This window comes from Lactobacillus juensis, from assembly GCF_036246285.1.
GTDB lineage: Bacteria > Bacillota > Bacilli > Lactobacillales > Lactobacillaceae > Lactobacillus > Lactobacillus juensis.
In genome coordinates, this window is sequence record NZ_BTTS01000001.1 from 119925 (window position 1) to 136156 (window position 16232).

The 16232-nt window shown below is 35.3% G+C and carries 16 protein-coding genes; 14 read left to right on the forward strand and 2 right to left on the reverse strand.

From position 1 onward, the window contains the following. Positions 1–8 precede the first annotated feature (8 nt). Together recN and AAA926_RS00630 are read left to right on the forward strand one after the other, a co-directional pair. The gene (gene recN / locus AAA926_RS00625) at positions 9–1697 is read left to right on the forward strand and encodes a DNA repair protein RecN (protein ID WP_198178942.1); all 1689 of its coding nucleotides are present in this window, start codon (positions 9–11) and stop codon (positions 1695–1697) included. After that, entirely contained in the window at positions 1694–2578 is an 885-nt protein-coding gene (locus tag AAA926_RS00630) for a GNAT family N-acetyltransferase (protein ID WP_198178944.1), read from the forward strand. The genes recN and AAA926_RS00630 overlap by 4 nt, the downstream gene beginning before the upstream one ends. Positions 2579–2613: 35 nt before the next feature. On the opposite strand, the gene AAA926_RS00635 is transcribed toward AAA926_RS00630, so the two are convergent. After that, positions 2614–2889 carry a hypothetical protein gene (locus AAA926_RS00635; protein WP_198178946.1) on the reverse strand — a complete coding sequence of 92 codons (276 nt, stop codon included), beginning with the start codon at positions 2887–2889 and terminating at the stop codon, positions 2614–2616. A 188-nt stretch (positions 2890–3077) separates the two neighbouring features. Between AAA926_RS00635 and gmk the strand changes: the two genes are divergently transcribed. The 10 genes from gmk (at position 3078) to AAA926_RS00685 (ending at position 13611) form a co-directional block, all read left to right on the forward strand. After that, positions 3078–3692: a guanylate kinase gene (gmk, locus tag AAA926_RS00640; RefSeq protein ID WP_198178948.1), complete on the forward strand. Its 615-nt coding sequence runs from the start codon at positions 3078–3080 to the stop codon at positions 3690–3692. Between the two features lies 1 nt (position 3693). Next, positions 3694–3912: a DNA-directed RNA polymerase subunit omega gene (gene rpoZ / locus AAA926_RS00645; protein WP_046332276.1), complete on the forward strand. Its 219-nt coding sequence runs from the start codon at positions 3694–3696 to the stop codon at positions 3910–3912. Between the two features lie 62 nt (positions 3913–3974). Further along, positions 3975–6374, forward strand: a complete 2400-nt coding sequence (priA, locus tag AAA926_RS00650) for a primosomal protein N' (protein WP_198178950.1) — start codon at positions 3975–3977, stop codon at positions 6372–6374. 14 nt (positions 6375–6388) lie between these two features. Beyond that, positions 6389–7333, forward strand: a complete 945-nt coding sequence (fmt, locus tag AAA926_RS00655; protein WP_198178952.1) for a methionyl-tRNA formyltransferase — start codon at positions 6389–6391, stop codon at positions 7331–7333. After that, positions 7320–8645, forward strand: coding sequence for a 16S rRNA (cytosine(967)-C(5))-methyltransferase RsmB (rsmB, locus tag AAA926_RS00660; RefSeq protein ID WP_198178954.1), 1326 nt, complete (start codon positions 7320–7322; stop codon positions 8643–8645). Before fmt ends, rsmB begins: the two co-directional genes overlap by 14 nt. Positions 8646–8649: 4 nt before the next feature. After that, positions 8650–9399, forward strand: a complete 750-nt coding sequence (locus AAA926_RS00665; protein ID WP_198178956.1) for a Stp1/IreP family PP2C-type Ser/Thr phosphatase — start codon at positions 8650–8652, stop codon at positions 9397–9399. After that, positions 9396–11381 (forward strand): Stk1 family PASTA domain-containing Ser/Thr kinase, encoded by a 1986-nt coding sequence (pknB, locus tag AAA926_RS00670; RefSeq protein ID WP_198178958.1) that lies wholly within the window; start codon positions 9396–9398, stop codon positions 11379–11381. The genes AAA926_RS00665 and pknB overlap by 4 nt, the downstream gene beginning before the upstream one ends. Further along, entirely contained in the window at positions 11377–12267 is an 891-nt protein-coding gene (rsgA, locus tag AAA926_RS00675; protein WP_370466779.1) for a ribosome small subunit-dependent GTPase A, read from the forward strand. Before pknB ends, rsgA begins: the two co-directional genes overlap by 5 nt. A 10-nt stretch (positions 12268–12277) precedes the next feature. Beyond that, positions 12278–12925, forward strand: a complete 648-nt coding sequence (rpe, locus tag AAA926_RS00680; RefSeq protein WP_198178962.1) for a ribulose-phosphate 3-epimerase — start codon at positions 12278–12280, stop codon at positions 12923–12925. Beyond that, positions 12922–13611, forward strand: a complete 690-nt coding sequence (locus AAA926_RS00685) for a thiamine diphosphokinase (protein ID WP_198178964.1) — start codon at positions 12922–12924, stop codon at positions 13609–13611. The genes rpe and AAA926_RS00685 overlap by 4 nt, the downstream gene beginning before the upstream one ends. Positions 13612–13839: 228 nt before the next feature. On the opposite strand, the gene rpmB is transcribed toward AAA926_RS00685, so the two are convergent. Then, positions 13840–14025 carry a 50S ribosomal protein L28 gene (gene rpmB, locus AAA926_RS00690; protein ID WP_038523104.1) on the reverse strand — a complete coding sequence of 62 codons (186 nt, stop codon included), beginning with the start codon at positions 14023–14025 and terminating at the stop codon, positions 13840–13842. 163 nt (positions 14026–14188) lie between these two features. On the opposite strand from rpmB, the gene AAA926_RS00695 reads away from it, so the two are divergent. Next, positions 14189–14551 carry an Asp23/Gls24 family envelope stress response protein gene (locus tag AAA926_RS00695; RefSeq protein WP_034981534.1) on the forward strand — a complete coding sequence of 121 codons (363 nt, stop codon included), beginning with the start codon at positions 14189–14191 and terminating at the stop codon, positions 14549–14551. 21 nt (positions 14552–14572) lie between these two features. Next, a complete protein-coding gene (locus AAA926_RS00700; RefSeq protein ID WP_198178966.1) occupies positions 14573–16231 on the forward strand; it encodes a DAK2 domain-containing protein in 1659 nt (552 codons plus the stop codon). Position 16232 lies beyond the last annotated feature (1 nt).

A 16232-nucleotide genomic window follows, 5' to 3' on the forward strand; every position in this document is an offset into this window, starting at 1 on the left:
GAGAAAAAATGTTAGTTGAACTGGATATTAAAAATTTTGCAATTATTAAAGCATTGAAGGTTCGCTTTCAAGAAAATATGACTGTACTAATAGGTGAAACTGGTGCGGGTAAATCAATTATTATTGATGCAGTTTCATTATTAATGGGTGGTCGCAGTCAAAAAGAAATGATCCGCAGTGGTGAAAAAAAAGCTGTTATTACCGGCTTGTTTGATATTGACCACGAATCTAAAAAAATTGCTGCAATCTGTGATAAGTACGGTATACCTGATGCAGATAAGCAGTTAATCATTAGCCGTGAATTAGCTGCTAAGGGAAGAAATATTGTTCGCATAAATGGGCAATTGACCACCATCAATGTATTAAGGGAACTAGGTAATTTTCTAGTTGATATTCATGGTCAAAATGATCAGCAAATATTGATGGATCAAGATCGACAAATTGATCTGGTTGATAATTATGCGCCAGACGATTTTAAAGATGAACTTAATCTTTACCAGGAAAATTTTCAAAAATGGCAAAAATTAACTTCTCAAATTAATCATTTGCATAAAGATGCCCAGGAACTGGCTCAAAAACAAGATATATTATCTTTTCAGAATGATGAATTGTCCAAAGCTGATCTGCAAGATCCTCATGAAGACGATCAGCTAGAAGAAGAATATAACGAACTAAATAATTATCAAAAAATTGTCGATACAGCTAACTATTTAATGCAATTATATGACGATGAAGACCATGGCATTGAAACTTTATTGGGTAATGCCCAAAGTGCAGCAACTGAGTTAACAGAATATGGTGCTAAATTTAAAGATATTGCTAAAACTATAGATGATGGAGTTTTTGCATTAAGTGACGCCCGCAGCGAATTATCAAATGTACTTGATGAAATGGACTTTGATGAGGAAAGATTTCAGTACGTTTCAAACAGGTTAGATTTGCTTAATTCATTGAAGAAAAAATATGGTCCTTCTTTAGAAGATGTCTTCACATTTTATGCCAAAATTCAAAAAGAACTGAGTCAGTATGAGACAGGTGGACTCGATGAAGAGAAGTTGCAAAAGCAGCTTAAAGCTCTGGAAGAAAAGCTCCAGACTGAAGCAAAACACCTCCATGAGATGAGAAAAAAAGTAGCCGCAACACTTGAAAACAGAATCAAGCAGGAATTAGCAGATTTATATATGGCTAAAGCTCGTTTTAGTATTGATTTTTCGACAACAAAAACTTTCACTAACAAAGGTACAGATGATATTGTCTTCTTAATAGCACCAAATCCGGGTGAAGAATTAATGCCATTAGTCAAAATTGTATCAGGTGGTGAACAGTCACGGCTGATACTGGCATTAAAAGCAATCTTTAGCAAAGTTGAGCCTGTGGGTACAATGATTTTTGATGAAATTGATACTGGTGTTTCCGGTCGCGTTTCTGCAGCAATAGGTCAAAAATTACATTCAATCGGAGAGAATAAGCAAGTAATCGCCATAACACACTCACCACAGGTTGCTGCAGCCAGTGATCAAAAATATTTAGTAGCCAAAAAAGTTGAAGATGGTGCTACATACACCCAAATAGGCCCATTAACTCAAGAAGAAACTGTTACTGCAATTGCCGAAATGATGGCAGGTAGTGATGTAACACAAGCAGCTAAACAAAATGCCAAGGACCTAATGAAAAGTTTTAAAAGGAAGAAGAAATGATAATCGTTGAAAAAGTAAACTTAAATGAAAGAGAACAAAGGCAGGCGAATGAATTAACAGAAAGAGTCCAAAAAGCTGATAAAACATATTCAGATTTTTATTTGAGCAATCAATTTAATTATTTTCAAGATATGCCAACTTTTATTTTGGCTTATGATGGAAATAAGTTAGTTGGATTAACTATGCTATATGCAGATGAGGGACCTGAAGAAGAGGTGGAAGTCAACTTAGAAGTTGATCCTGAATTTCGCAAACAAGGAATTGCTACAAGAATGTTTGAGCATGCGAAAAAAATCATGGTGCAGTATGGTTATTACAAATGGGAGTTTGTGTCAGAAAAAGTTTTTTTAGAAAAAAATCCAGGCTTTTTGAAAAAAGTGGGTTTAAAGATTGTTCCAGAAGATTCTGATTATTACATGCGAACTGCAGAACCAGCACTAATTGAAAAGACTGACAAATTAAACCAAGTTTTAGTGGTTAAGCCTTTAACAATGAACTATGTTGATCAAGTTGCTGCAGCACACAGTAATGCTTTTGGAGATGCCATTGCCACATCTACTAAATACATTAAAAATTCCCTGTTGGATAAAAATACAGAAAGCTTTATTTTATTAAAAGGGATTGAAGTTGCCGGTTATTGTGCTGTTGATCAGGATGAAAATGAGGACTATTTCTTCGGATTGTTTATTGATAAGCCATTTCGTGGAAAAGGCTTTGGTACTTTTTTCATCAAAAAGATGATGATAATTTTGCAAAAAGAAGGTAGCAAAGTTTTTGCTTTAAATGTTGAAGTTAGTAATAAAGCAGCTATTCATGTTTATGAAAGAGCTGGCTTCAAAATATTAAGTGAAACACTGTATTTAAAAAGCCAGGAATCATGAAGATTCCCGGCAATGCTTTTTTATAATGCAATTGATTATGCAAAATCAATCCTAAATATAGTATCAATATCAACTATCTTAATTAGTTTTTTATTTGCTAAACGTAAGATAAAACGACCTGTAGAAATACGTTTTATGACTTGTCCGATTTCACTCGTTCCATCTTGATAACTTACCAATACATAGGAGCGATGAAGCAGGGCGCTATTAAGATCAGCTAATATTTCATAGTAGTATTGACTGTAAATACTTAATTTATCTTCATCATAATCGAAAAAATAGTGATAAATTTTTTTAAGTGAGTTTTTCATCAAGCCACCCCTTAGAGTTAACCGAACATTTGTTTGACAAGTTATATTATAAGAACATTTGTTCCAAAAAACAAGTATTTAAGCAAAATTTTTAAAGAGAATTTTGCTTTATTAAAAATGTCATAACTTGAAAATATTTTCATTTTAGTGCAAACTAGATACAATAGCTTTTTTTAAGGGAGTATGGCATGGCAGAAAAAGGTTTGTTACTTGTTCTTTCTGGCCCTTCAGGAGTTGGTAAGGGTACTGTTAAAAGCGCAATTGTGAAAAATAAAGTTTTTCCGTTTGAATATTCAGTATCAATGACCACTAGAAAACCCAGGCCTGGAGAAATAAACGGCAAGGACTATTATTTTGTTACTCAAGAGCGGTTTAAGCAGGCTATCAGCCAAGATGAACTTTTGGAGTATAATCAATATGTAAATAATTTTTATGGCACTCCTAAGGCACCAGTGGAAAAAATGCTGGATGAAGGTAAGGACGTGCTTTTAGAAATTGATGTCAATGGTGCCAAGAAGGTTAGAAAACAGATGCCTGATGGCGTCTTCATCTTTTTAACACCGCCTGATTTACATACTTTACATACTAGGTTAGAAAACCGGGGTACTGAATCCGAGGATGTAATTATGGGTCGAATAAAACAGGCTCGTCAAGAAATTCTGGTGATGCAGGATTATGATTATGCGGTAGTTAATGATACAGTAGCCAATGCAGTCGATCATATAAAAGCGATTGTTGAAGCTGAGCATGTGAGTGTTAAACGTGTCATTGATACATATCGGAAAATGGTTAAGGAGGATTAAATTGAGAGTTACATATCCATCTATAGATAAATTGCTGGCCCAGGTTGATTCGAGATATTCTTTATCGGTTCTTGCTGCGAAAAGAGCACACGAACTTGAAGACGGTGAACCTGAAGCCTTGAAAAATTACAAATCACAAAAGCCAGTTGGCAAAGCTTTAGAAGAAATTGAAGCTGGTAAAGTTACCGTTGATCCCAAGCATCGTGAGGTTAATCAGTAATTAATAAAGTTTTATGACCTCCATCCTAAGAAAGATGGAGGTCATTTTTTAAGGGTGATTAAATGATTGCACAGGTTATTGTTGATGTTGCAGCTAAGCAAACGGATCGCATTTTTGAATATCATATTCCTGATGAGTTAGGTGAAGTAGAAATTGGTTCCAGGGTTTTTGTGCCTTTTGGTCCGCGCAAATTACAAGGTTTCGTTGTTGGCTTGAGTAACAAAAGTCAATATCAGGGTAAATTAAAAGACTTGCTTTTGGTGGTAGATGAAATGCCACCTCTAACCTCCGAATTAATTAAATTATCAAAAGATTTAGCTGATCATGTCTATTCTTATCGAATTACTATTCTTAAAACAATGCTTCCTAGAGTAATGCGTGCTAATTATCGTAAAATTTTAGTACCAAAATCTTCTGAAGCAAAAAAAATGTCTATTTTTCAAGGAGAGCCGTTAGATTTAAATAAGATTAATGATAATAAACAAATAGCTGAAATTCGCACGTTGTTAAGGACAAATGCGGCCAAAATTGAATATGTTGTTGAAAACCGGGCTCAGGTCAAAACTGAAAATGAATATTCACTAACAAATGACAAAAACGAATATAAAAATATATATGAATCTTTGAGAAAAAATGCTGTTAAACAAAAGCAGCTCATAATGTATATAATTGAAAATTACGATAAATTTCCCCAAATGCAGAGAGAAATCGAAAATAATGCAAGTCTCAACACTGTTTCATTAACGAATGCTGTCAAAAGGGGCTGGCTCAGAAAAAAACCGTCTGAAATTTATCGTGATCCACTAACAATATATGATAAAGAGAAAAAAGCAGATAAAAAAATTAAACTTAACCCTGAACAAAGGAATGCATTAGCTAAAATAGAACCAGCAATCATCAAAAAAAAATCACGTACTTTTTTATTAGAAGGTGTTACTGGCAGTGGTAAGACAGAAGTATACTTAAATGCTATAAGTACTACTTTAGAGGCTGGAAAAAATGCATTAATGATGGTTCCTGAAATATCCTTAACTCCGCAAATGGTAAGCCAAGTGAAAAATCGCTTTGGTCAGCAAGTAGCAGTTCTACACAGTGGATTATCAGAAGGAGAAATGTATGATGAATGGCGTCGCATACGCCGAGGCGAAGCACGCGTTGTTGTTGGTGCAAGAAGCGCAGTCTTCGCACCTTTAAAAAATATTGGTTTAATAGTAATCGATGAAGAGCATGAATCTTCTTATAAACAAGAAGATAATCCACGTTATCATGCCAGAGATGTCGCAATTTGGCGCAGCAACTATAATTCATGTCCCCTTGTGTTAGGCAGCGCAACACCATCACTAGGGAGCAGAGCTCGAGCACAAAAAGGTGTATACCAGTTGTTACAACTGCCACATCGTGCTAACCAGCAAAGTTTGCCAGATGTTAAGTTAATTGATTTGAAAAAAGCACATTTTAGTGGTGGACAATTTGACCTTTCTATTCAACTTGTTGAGGCAATAAAGAAAAGGATTGCCAAAAAAGAACAAGTCATTTTAATGTTAAATAGAAGAGGCTTTGCCAACTTTATGTTATGTCGTGAATGTGGCTATGTTATGAAATGTCCAAATTGTGATCTATCTTTAACAATGCATAAAGATACAAACAAAATGCAGTGTCACTATTGTGGCTTTTCTACTGCGATTCCTGAAAAATGTCCAAATTGTCAAAGTAAAAAAATCCGCTTTTTGGGTACCGGCACCCAAAAAGTTATGACAGAGCTTGAAAAAATAATACCAGGCTGCCGTATTCTGCGAATGGATGTTGATACTACACGAAGAAAAGGATCATTTAAAAGGATTTTAGATGCCTTTGGCAATCGTGAAGCAGATATTTTGTTAGGTACGCAAATGATTGCAAAAGGGCTGGATTTTCCCAATGTAACCTTAGTAGGCGTTGTTAATGCTGACACGGGGTTATGGTTACCAGATTACAACGCCTCTGAAAGGACGTTTGAGTTGTTAACACAAGTAGCAGGACGGGCTGGTCGAGCTAAAAAGAAAGGTGAGGTAATTATTCAAACTTTTAATCCTGATCATTATGCTATTAAACTAGCTGAAACTCAGGACTATGAGCAATTTTATCAGTATGAAATGCGTGTTCGTCATGCTGGCAATTATCCGCCTTATTTTTACACTGTGCTAGTTTCTGTTGCGGCCAGAAATGAGCAAAATGCTGCTAGAGAAGCTTTTAGAATTAAAAAATGGTTACAACCAAAACTACACCAGTCAACAATAGTTTTAGGTCCAACCCCTAGTGCAATTTCTCGCTTAAAAAATCAATATTATTATCAAATACTGGTAAAATATAAAAAAGAAGATAATTTAAACAAGTTATTACACCAAATTCAAGACTCAGCGCAAAAGGTTAAAAAATATGGTTTATCTGTTTATATTGATAATGAACCAGAGCGCATAATGTAAAGGGGAAATGTTTAATGACATCAATTATTTTTTTAGGAACGCCTAAATTTGCTGTACCAATTTTAAAGGCTCTTTCAGAGAATGATTATGAAATAAAAGCTGTGGTTACTCAACCTGATAAAAAAGTTGGTCGAAAACAAAAAGTTACTGAAACTCCGGTCAAGCTTTTAGCTAAGAAACTGAATTTACCAGTTTTTCAGCCTGAGCACTTGGGAAAGTCTGCTGATTTGGCTACTTTGATAAAAATGCACGCCGATTTAATCATCACTGCCGCTTATGGTCAGTTTTTGCCTAGTAAATTTCTGCAATCGGCAAGAATTGCTGCTGTTAACGTTCATGGCTCTTTATTACCAAAATATCGTGGTGGTGCGCCAATTCAATATGCTCTTATTAATGGTGATAAACAAACCGGAGTTACCATTATGGAAATGGTTAAGCAAATGGATGCAGGTGACATATATTCCCAGCAAGCAATAGATATTCAAAAAGAAGATAATGCAGGAACTTTATTTGAGAAATTATCTCTTTTAGGACGTGACTTGTTACTCCAAACTTTACCGCAAATTATTGCTGATCCGCAGAAAAAGACAGCGCAAGATCAAAATAAAGTGGTTTTTTCACCAAATATCAGCAAAGGACAGGAACAAATAAAATTAAATATGACTGCAACCGAAGCCAATAATTTAATTCGCGGTCTTAATCCTGATCCAGGAGCTTATTTGCTCATTGATGGTAAAAGATTTAAAATATGGCAAGCTGAAGTTGCTGCCGACACGACTACATTTCCTGCTGGAGTTGTCGTTGATAATAAAAAACGATTTGCAATTAGTTTTGCCAATCATACCGTTTTGAATTTACTTGAAGTTCAGCCTTCTGGAAAGAAGAAAATGCCAGTTAAGAGTTTTTTGAACGGTCAGGGTAAAAACTTCAGTAAAGGTGATAAGATTGTCAGTTCATAAAAGTGCGCGTTCGGTAGCACTTGCAACCTTGATTCGAGTATTTCGTGATGGCTCTTATTCAAATATTAGTTTTAGCAATAGTTTGCAGAAAACGAAGCTGTCTCAGGCTGACCAAAATTTGGCAACAAGAATCGTGTATGGCACTATTCAGGAAAAGATATATTTGGAGTATCAGTTTCACGATTTATTAAAGACTGAACTTAAAGAAGATTACCTGTTGCCATTGTTGTTGATGTCTGCCTATCAGATATTGTTTATGAACAGCATACCAGATCGAGCCGTCCTAAATGAAGCTAATATTTTGGCTAAGGAATTTGGTAGAAAGCATTCTGCTGGATTTAAGATTGTTAATGGTATTTTGCGGTCTTTCTTGAGAAGAGGCAAGATTTTGCCCGATGCTAAAGACAAGGTATATTTTTTAAGTGTTAAAGAAAGTACACCCCAGTGGCTTGTTCAGTATCTTATTAATAGTTGGGGTGAAAATAGAACGGCCTCAATTTTGTCCAGCATTAATAAACCGGCTAAAAATACTGTTAGAATTTCCGGCCTGGCTGATTCCAATTTGGTTATTGAGGAATTAACTAAATTAGGATTTTCTCCTGTCAAATCTCAAATTGCTGAAGATGAATTGGTTTTAACACATGGTGGAGTTTTTAAAACTTCTTTATTTAAAGAAGGGAAATTGACAATTCAGGACGAAGCTGCTAGTTTGGCAGTAAGTGCTTTCACTTTCTCTGGCAATGAAGAAGTTCTTGATGCCTGTAGTGCACCAGGTGGAAAAACTATTCAAATTGCTGAAAAGCTAAAACAAGGTCATGTGACTGCTCTAGATATTCACAAAAACAAATTGCGTTTGGTTATGCAAAATGGTAAAAGAATGAATGTGGAGTCAAGAATAAACGTTAAAACGATGGATGCCAGAAAAGCTGATCAAACATTTAAAAAAGAGCAGTTTGACAAAATCTTGGTGGATGCTCCATGTTCTGGTTTAGGTCTTATTAGGAGAAAGCCAGAAATTCGTTATACTAAAACATTAGTCGATCTAACCAAATTACAAAAAGTACAATTGGATATTTTAGATCATGTGAGTACATTGTTAAATCGGGATGGCGAATTTGTTTATTCTACTTGTACTATTACTCAAGAAGAAGATGAAGACGTTGTTAAGGCTTTTTTAAAAAGTCATACTCAGTTTGAATTACAACCTTTCACTGCGGGTAAGCTTAAAGCAACAAAAGGGATGCTGAAAATTTTACCTGATAGTTATGGCAGTGACGGTTTTTTTATTGCTAAGTTTAAAATGCGAGGTTAAAGTTTTGATTAGAACAGCATTTGCATCTAGTATTGGACGAATACGCAAAAGCAATCAGGATTCTGTCCAGGTTTTCAAAAATAAAAAGAACGCTTTGTTGGCCATTGTTTGCGATGGTATGGGTGGACACCAAGGTGGCGATGTAGCGTCAACTATGGCTGTGAGTCATTTAGGTCATAATTTTGGCAGTACGGATTTTTATGATTCTGACAGTGCACGCCAGTGGTTAAACGTCCAGCTCAGTAATGAAAATGAAACTATACTCAGAACCGCAGATCGTTTTCCTGACCTAAATGGTATGGGAACAACTATTGTTTTAGCTGCCATTTTTAACAACGAAGCTTTAATTGCCCATCTGGGGGATTCAAGGGCGTATGGTTATTCTGAAGGAAAATTTATTCAGTTAGTTGAAGATCATTCTCTTGTTAATGAATTAGTAAAACTAGGACAAATTACGAAGCAACAGGCCAGAAATCATCCTCAAAAAAATATTATTACGCAGTCACTTGGAGTTTCCAGTACAATTGATCCAGAGTTTAAGCAGGTCACTTTAAATGATAACGATATTATTTTGCTTTGTACCGATGGATTAACAAATTCATTAAGTGACCCACAGATTCAGCAAATTCTTGCCACGAAAGATTTATCTTTGAAAAGTCGCTGTCAAAAGTTAATTGATGAAGCTAATCGCTTAGGTGGTGAGGATAATATTACCGCTTGCCTAATTCTAAACGAAGGCGGTGACAATAAATGATAAATAAGGGCTATTTGCTAGGTGATCGTTACCGCATAATCGACACATTGGGTGAAGGCGGCATGGCCAATGTTTATCTCGCTGAAGATATAATTCTCCAGCGAAAAGTTGCGGTTAAAATTTTACGCCTTGATTTGCAAAAAGAACCGCAAACTTTAGCTCGTTTTCAAAGAGAAGCACTAGCAACAAGCGAATTGAGTCACCCTAATATAGTAATGGTTTTAGATGTTGGCACTGATCATGGCTTACCATACATGGTTATGGAATATGTCGATGGGCCGGATTTAAAAGACTATATTAGAGCAAATTCTCCATTGCACTTAGGAGATATTATCCGCATTATGGACCAAATACTGAGTGCAATGTCTTTGGCTCATAAACATAACGTTATTCACAGAGATCTAAAGCCGCAAAATATTTTAATGGATAAACATGGAAATATAAAAATTGCCGACTTCGGTATTGCTGTGGCTTTAAATCAAAATTCAATTACCCAAACGAATTCAGCGATTGGTTCCGTTCACTATATGTCCCCAGAACAAACGAGGGGTGGACTCGTTACCAAACAGTCTGATATTTATTCTTTAGGGATAATTCTGTATGAATTGATTACTGGTCATGTGCCATTTAATGGAGACTCAGCTGTTTCAATTGCTTTAAAGCATGCACAAGAGCCTATACCTTCAATCAGAAAACAAGATCCCAATATTCCACAAGCACTTGAAAATGTTGTTTTAAGAGCAACTGCTAAAGATCCACGAGATCGGTATGATTCAGCTAAAGAAATGAAGGATGATCTTGATAGCAGTTTAGAGCCAGGTAGAGCAAATGAACCGGTTTTTAAGCCCACACACGGGAATAATGATGATGAAACAATTATTTTACCTAGTTTCAAGTCTAGCCCAAATAGCAGTAAGGTAACTGAAGAAGGCAAAACTCAAAGTAACGGACCGCTGAATGAATCTAAAGCAAATCGTTCTAGTTTTGCACAGGCTTTGCGTAAACATAAATGGTGGTGGCTTTTTGTAGGAATTGCTGCGGTTTTAATTGTTGGTTTAATGTTTTTTGTTCTTAACAGTAATAATCATAAAGATGTTCGTATTCCAGATGTTACCAATATGAGTGAAAAAAAAGCAAGAAACAAACTGGAAAACGTAGGATTGAAAGTAGGTAAAATAAGACACAGAAGTTCTGACAGTATAGATCGTGGTAAAGTAATTGAAACCTCGCCCACTGCAGGAGCAGAAATAAAACGAGGCAGATTTATTGATCTTTATATTTCGGATGGAGCTGGCATGGTAAGAGTTCCTGATGTAACTGGTGATGAATATGACATTGCAGTACAAAAACTCGAAAAACTAGGCTTTGAAATAATTCGTGAAAATCAGTTTTCTTCTAGCGTTCCACCAAATCATGTGATTTCTCAAAGCGTTGCAGCTGATGTTGAAGTAAAGCCGGAGCAAACAACAATTACTTTAACCGTATCTAAAGGAAAAAGTCATCGTGCAAAAGCTCATATGATTAAATTACCGGATTTATCTGATTATTCTTTAAAAGCAGCGCAAGAATTTGCGCATAAACATGGATTGACTTTACAAGTCAGTTCCGCATACTCAAATAAAGTTAAAAAGGGTAAAATTATTTCCATGAGTCCGGCAGCAGGTACAGAAGTACCGAATGGAAGCACTATATCAGTTAATGTTTCTGAGGGTCCCAAAAAACAACGTAATCTGACGGCAATCAAAAACTTCACAGTTAGTTACGAAGATACTGATGACGATGATTCCGATGATAAACGGGGCAATCATGTTCAAATTTATATTTCAGACGATAATCATTCAATTGACAATATTTATCGGGATTTATATATTAAAAAGGATATGAATTTTTCAATTCCATTTGAACTTAAAGACGGTCCAGGTCAACTAAAAGTAGTGCGCGACGGGCAGACTATTTTGAACGAGAAGGTCAAAAATGATTAAAGAAGATCAAGGAATTGTCATTGGTCTGATTGCGGGCTTTTATGATGTTCAGACAAGCACTGATATTGTAAGAACACGTGCTAGAGGAGTTTTCCGTAAGAATAATTTAAAGCCTGTTGTTGGTGATCACGTTAAAATACAAATTGATGATCAGGGCACAAGTTACTTGGTTGCAGTTTTGCCTCGTAAAAACCTGATTGGTCGTCCTGCCCTAGCTAATGTTACTCAGATTTTACTCGTAATGTCTGCTGTCCAACCGGACTTTTCGCTACAATTATTAGATCGCTTTTTGACTTTCTTTTCTTGGAAAAACGTTCCTGTAAGTATTTTTTTATCAAAAAGAGATTTAACAAACAGACTGGAATTAGCTAAAATTGAAGCAAATTTGAAGTATTATCAGGAAATTGGCTATAAGGTCTATTATAGTCAAAAAGAAGTTGCCAGTAATTTACCTAATGATATTGGTTCCGAACAAATATGGACATTAGCCGGTCAATCTGGGGCAGGCAAATCAACGTTAATTAATTCACTTAAAAAAGGCTTGAATCAAGAAACTGGAGTTATCTCAAATTCTTTAAATCGGGGCAAGCACACCACTAGAACTGTGAACCTTTTTCATTTAGGTAAAGGTTATCTTGCGGATACGCCTGGGTTTTCTGCAATTGATTTAACTCCAATAAAAATCAATGAATTACGTAATTATTTCATTGAATTTAAAAAAGCAAGTAAATATTGCAAGTTCCGCGGTTGTCAACATCTTAATGAGCCTAAATGTGAGGTAAAAGCACTAATTAAAAAAGGTAAAATAACAAAAAGCCGCTATGATAATTATTTATTATTGCGTAAAGAAATAGAAAATGGCAAATTACCAGAATATTTAAAGTGAGGAGATAACATTGATAGCACCATCAATATTAAATATTAATAATTTAAATTTAGAAAAAGATATTCAGACAGCTGTGAATGCAGGCATAAAAAGGTTCCACATTGATATCATGGATGGGCATTTTGTAGCTAATTTATCTTTTGGTCCACAACTTGTTTCAGATTTCAAAAAAACTTTTCCTGCTAGTGAGGCTGAGATTCATTTGATGAGCAATAATCCTGATGATTTGGTACCAGCTTTCACTAAAGCGGGGGCTCAAATTATCTTGCTTCATTATGAGGCAATGACTGAAGAAAAACTAAACTACTGGTTGGAGTATTTAAGAGAAAATCAGGTTAAAGCCGGGGTGGTTCTTAATCCTGATACTCCCATTTCTGTACTTTCCAAATTTATATCTAAAATAGATCAAATTTTGCTGATGACTGTTTTTCCCGGTTTTGGTGGACAAAAATTTATTCCAGAATCTCTTTCTAGAATCAAGGAAGCTTCAAGATTAGTTAAAGGTAAAGTTCCAATTGAAGTTGATGGAGGGATCAATGATCAAACTGCTAAAAAAGCTAAGGATGCAGGAGCAGAAATTTTTGTTGCTGGATCATATCTCTTTTGTCAAAATAGTGTTGAACAACAGATTGCTGAACTAAAAGGAATATTACAATGAAGGCCTGGGCGTTGTTAGGTGCTCCTAAACAATTATGGCCGAAGGATCTTAACCAGCAACTTTTAACAGCTAAAAAAAACGGTGATTTAATAATCGGCGTTGATCGTGGAGCTTTACTTTTAAAAGAAATGGGCATGAAAATTGATGTCGCTGAAGGAGATTTTGATTCATTACAAAAAAATGAATTAAGATTAATTGAACAAAATGTCAGAGATATCAGGTATTCGCTTCCAGAAAAAGATTTGACGGATACCGAAATGGCTGTTATATGTGCGCTTATAGATTATCATGTTTCTTATTTAACCCTTTTCGGAGCAACTGGAGGACGCTTAGATCACTTTTTATCTAATTTATTTATGGTTCTCAAACCTGAATTTAACCGGTTTGCTGAAAAAATTGAACTTATAGACCAACAAAATTCAATTAGATTTTACAACTGCGGACACCATGTGATTAAAAAATTATCGACTTATAAATATTTTGGAGTAATACCGTTAACAGCAGTTAAAAATTTAAAAATAGCTGGAGCTAGATATAATTTAAATGAATTTAACGGAATCAATCCTATTTCATTTAGTTCGAATGAATTTTTACTTAATGAAAATCAGTTTAGTTTATCTTTTGAAAAAGGTGTAGTAGCCGTTATTCAATCTAGGGATATTAATCGTTTTCAAAATATAAGATAATAAAAAACAGCAGAAATCTAATAAGAGCTCTAAAATTAGGACACTATTAAGCGAGGACTAACTGCCGATATTCTCTCGGACTTGGTCCTTTTTGTTTGATTTTGGCTATTTTCTGATTGTAGTAATGAAGTTTAGTTTCTAATTAAATACAAGGTCCAAAAATTAACAGATTTTGGGAAATAAAAAAACAGAAGAAAACTTCTGTTTTTTAAAACTTTATTATTTACGTTAGGCACGGGTAACTTTACCAGATTTTAATGTCTTAGTTGAAACCCATACACGCTTTGGCTTGCCATCAACAAGAATACGAACTTTTTGAAGGTTTGGCTTCCACGCACGACGTGATGAATTCAGTGAGTGTGAACGTGTGTTACCAAAAGTGGTCTTTTTGCCTGTGATATAATCTTTTGCCATTTGCTAAACCTCCTTTATTGTGTTTTCATACTAAGTTAAGATAGCATAAGTTTAAGATCATTGCAACTGCAAAAGTATTTTTTAAAAAGGGATTTTTGTATTTAAACTTGATTACTATGATAAAATAGATTCATAATATGAGAACAATGATACGGAGGTAAACATGGCTGTAAAAATCAAAACAAAAAACGGTTTGATTGATATTTCAAATGGAGTGATTGCAACTGTTGTTGGTAGCGCAGCTACATCTAATTATGGTGTTGTCGGCATGGCTTCAAAAAATGCTATCCGTGATGGTTTCGATGGAATATTAAATCGAGCAAATTATAAACGCGGTGTTGTTGTCAAGTCTGAGGATAATAAAATTACGGTTGATGTTTATATAATAGTCGGCTATGGTTTAAAAATATCTGAAGTAAGTCGCAACGTACAAGATAGTGTTAAATTCAATTTGAAAAATCAACTTGGAATTGAAACTAAAGCTGTTAATGTCATCGTTCAAAGTGTTAAAGTGCTTGATGAATAACTCAAGCGGAGGTTAGAAATATTGGTTTTAAAGGAAATAGACAGTAAAAAATTTAGAGATATGGTTCGCGTTGCTACACATAGACTTGGTCGCAATGCAGAGTTTATCAACTCTTTGAACGTTTTCCCAGTTCCTGATGGAGACACTGGAACAAATATGAATTTAACTATTGAAAGTGGTGCTAAAGCTGTTGCCCAAAATACTAGCAATAGTGTCGGTGATTTAACAGAAAGCCTTGCTAAAGGGATGTTAATGGGTGCTCGCGGTAATAGTGGGGTAATTTCTTCTCAGCTCTTTAGAGGAGTTTATAAGGCCACTCAAGGCATGAAAACTCTTAATGCACAAGAATTGGCAAATGCTTTTTCTAATGGAGTTGCAACAGCTTACAAAGCCGTAATGAAGCCAGTTGAAGGAACTATTTTGACTGTTGCTCGGATTGGCGCGCAAGAAGGTGCCAATAAGGCCAATGAAACCGATGATGTTGAAGAAGTTATGAAAGCCATTGTTGAAGGTGCAAAAAAGGCGCTGAAGACTACACCAGACTTACTGCCTGTTTTAAAACAAGTAGGTGTAGTTGATTCAGGTGGACAAGGATTACTCTTTATATATGAGGGCTTTTTAGAAGGACTTTTAGGTGAAGAGTTTGCCGATCGCTATCAGCCTGATGAAGGTGAAATGGATGAAATGATAAATGCAATGCACCACCAGTCAGTACAATCACAACTTTCAACACAGGATATTGCTAATGGCTACTGTACTGAAATTATGGTTGACTTAACTGCTGATGTTCCTAATAAGAAAACTTTCAATTTAGATGAATTTAGAGAACATTTGTCTCAATTGGGTGACTCACTTTTAGCTGTTTCAGATGAAGAAGTGGCCAAAGTTCATATTCATACTGAACATCCAGGAGCGATTTTTGCATATGGCAGTCAATTTGGTCAATTAGGAAAAATTAAAATTGACAATATGCGGATTCAACATGAAACAATAGTAAATAATAGTGAGGAAAACCAAGAAAACGTTGATTTTGCTGTTATTGCTGTCGCTTCAGGTAACGGTATTCGTAAATTATTTGAAAGTGAGGGTGTTAACCGCATTATTTCTGGCGGTCAAACAATGAACCCTTCTACACAAGATATTATTGACTCAATCAAAAAATCAGGTGCTAAAAAAGCAATTGTGATGCCGAATAATGGCAACATTATTATGGCAGCAAAACAAGCAGCTGAAGTAAGTGATATTCCAGTTGGCATTGTTCCTACTAAAACAATTTCGCAAGGTTTAACAGCCATGCTTTCATTTGATGCCGATGATTCTCTAGAAGACAATGTTGCCAACATGACTGACGCTCTTGATACTGTTGTTTCTGGGGAAGTTACTAAAGCTAACCGTGATACAACAATTAATGAAGTTGAAATTCATCAGGATGATTATTTGGGAATAATTGATGGTGATATTAAAGTGGCTGAAACTGATATCATTACTGCGGCTTCATCAATGGTTGAAAAAATGCTGGATGAAGATTCCGAAATCGTTACTGTGATGTATGGACGAGATTCTAATAAGAAAGAAGCTCAAGAACTGGTTGAAGCTGTTAAAGAAAAGCATGATGACCTTGAATTTGAGATTCATGACGGTGGCCAACCCGTATACAATTTCTTGATTTCTGTTGAGTAGT

Coding starts and splice junctions, on each gene's coding strand:
- priA (WP_198178950.1), top strand. CDS start 3,975: ATGATTGCACAGGTTATTGTTGATGTTGCAGCTAAGCAAACGGATCGC.
- AAA926_RS00635 (WP_198178946.1), bottom strand. CDS start 2,889: ATGAAAAACTCACTTAAAAAAATTTATCACTATTTTTTCGATTATGAT.
- gmk (WP_198178948.1), top strand. CDS start 3,078: ATGGCAGAAAAAGGTTTGTTACTTGTTCTTTCTGGCCCTTCAGGAGTT.
- pknB (WP_198178958.1), top strand. CDS start 9,396: ATGATAAATAAGGGCTATTTGCTAGGTGATCGTTACCGCATAATCGAC.
- fmt (WP_198178952.1), top strand. CDS start 6,389: ATGACATCAATTATTTTTTTAGGAACGCCTAAATTTGCTGTACCAATT.
- AAA926_RS00695 (WP_034981534.1), top strand. CDS start 14,189: ATGGCTGTAAAAATCAAAACAAAAAACGGTTTGATTGATATTTCAAAT.
- rpmB (WP_038523104.1), bottom strand. CDS start 14,025: ATGGCAAAAGATTATATCACAGGCAAAAAGACCACTTTTGGTAACACA.
- recN (WP_198178942.1), top strand. CDS start 9: ATGTTAGTTGAACTGGATATTAAAAATTTTGCAATTATTAAAGCATTG.
- AAA926_RS00630 (WP_198178944.1), top strand. CDS start 1,694: ATGATAATCGTTGAAAAAGTAAACTTAAATGAAAGAGAACAAAGGCAG.
- AAA926_RS00685 (WP_198178964.1), top strand. CDS start 12,922: ATGAAGGCCTGGGCGTTGTTAGGTGCTCCTAAACAATTATGGCCGAAG.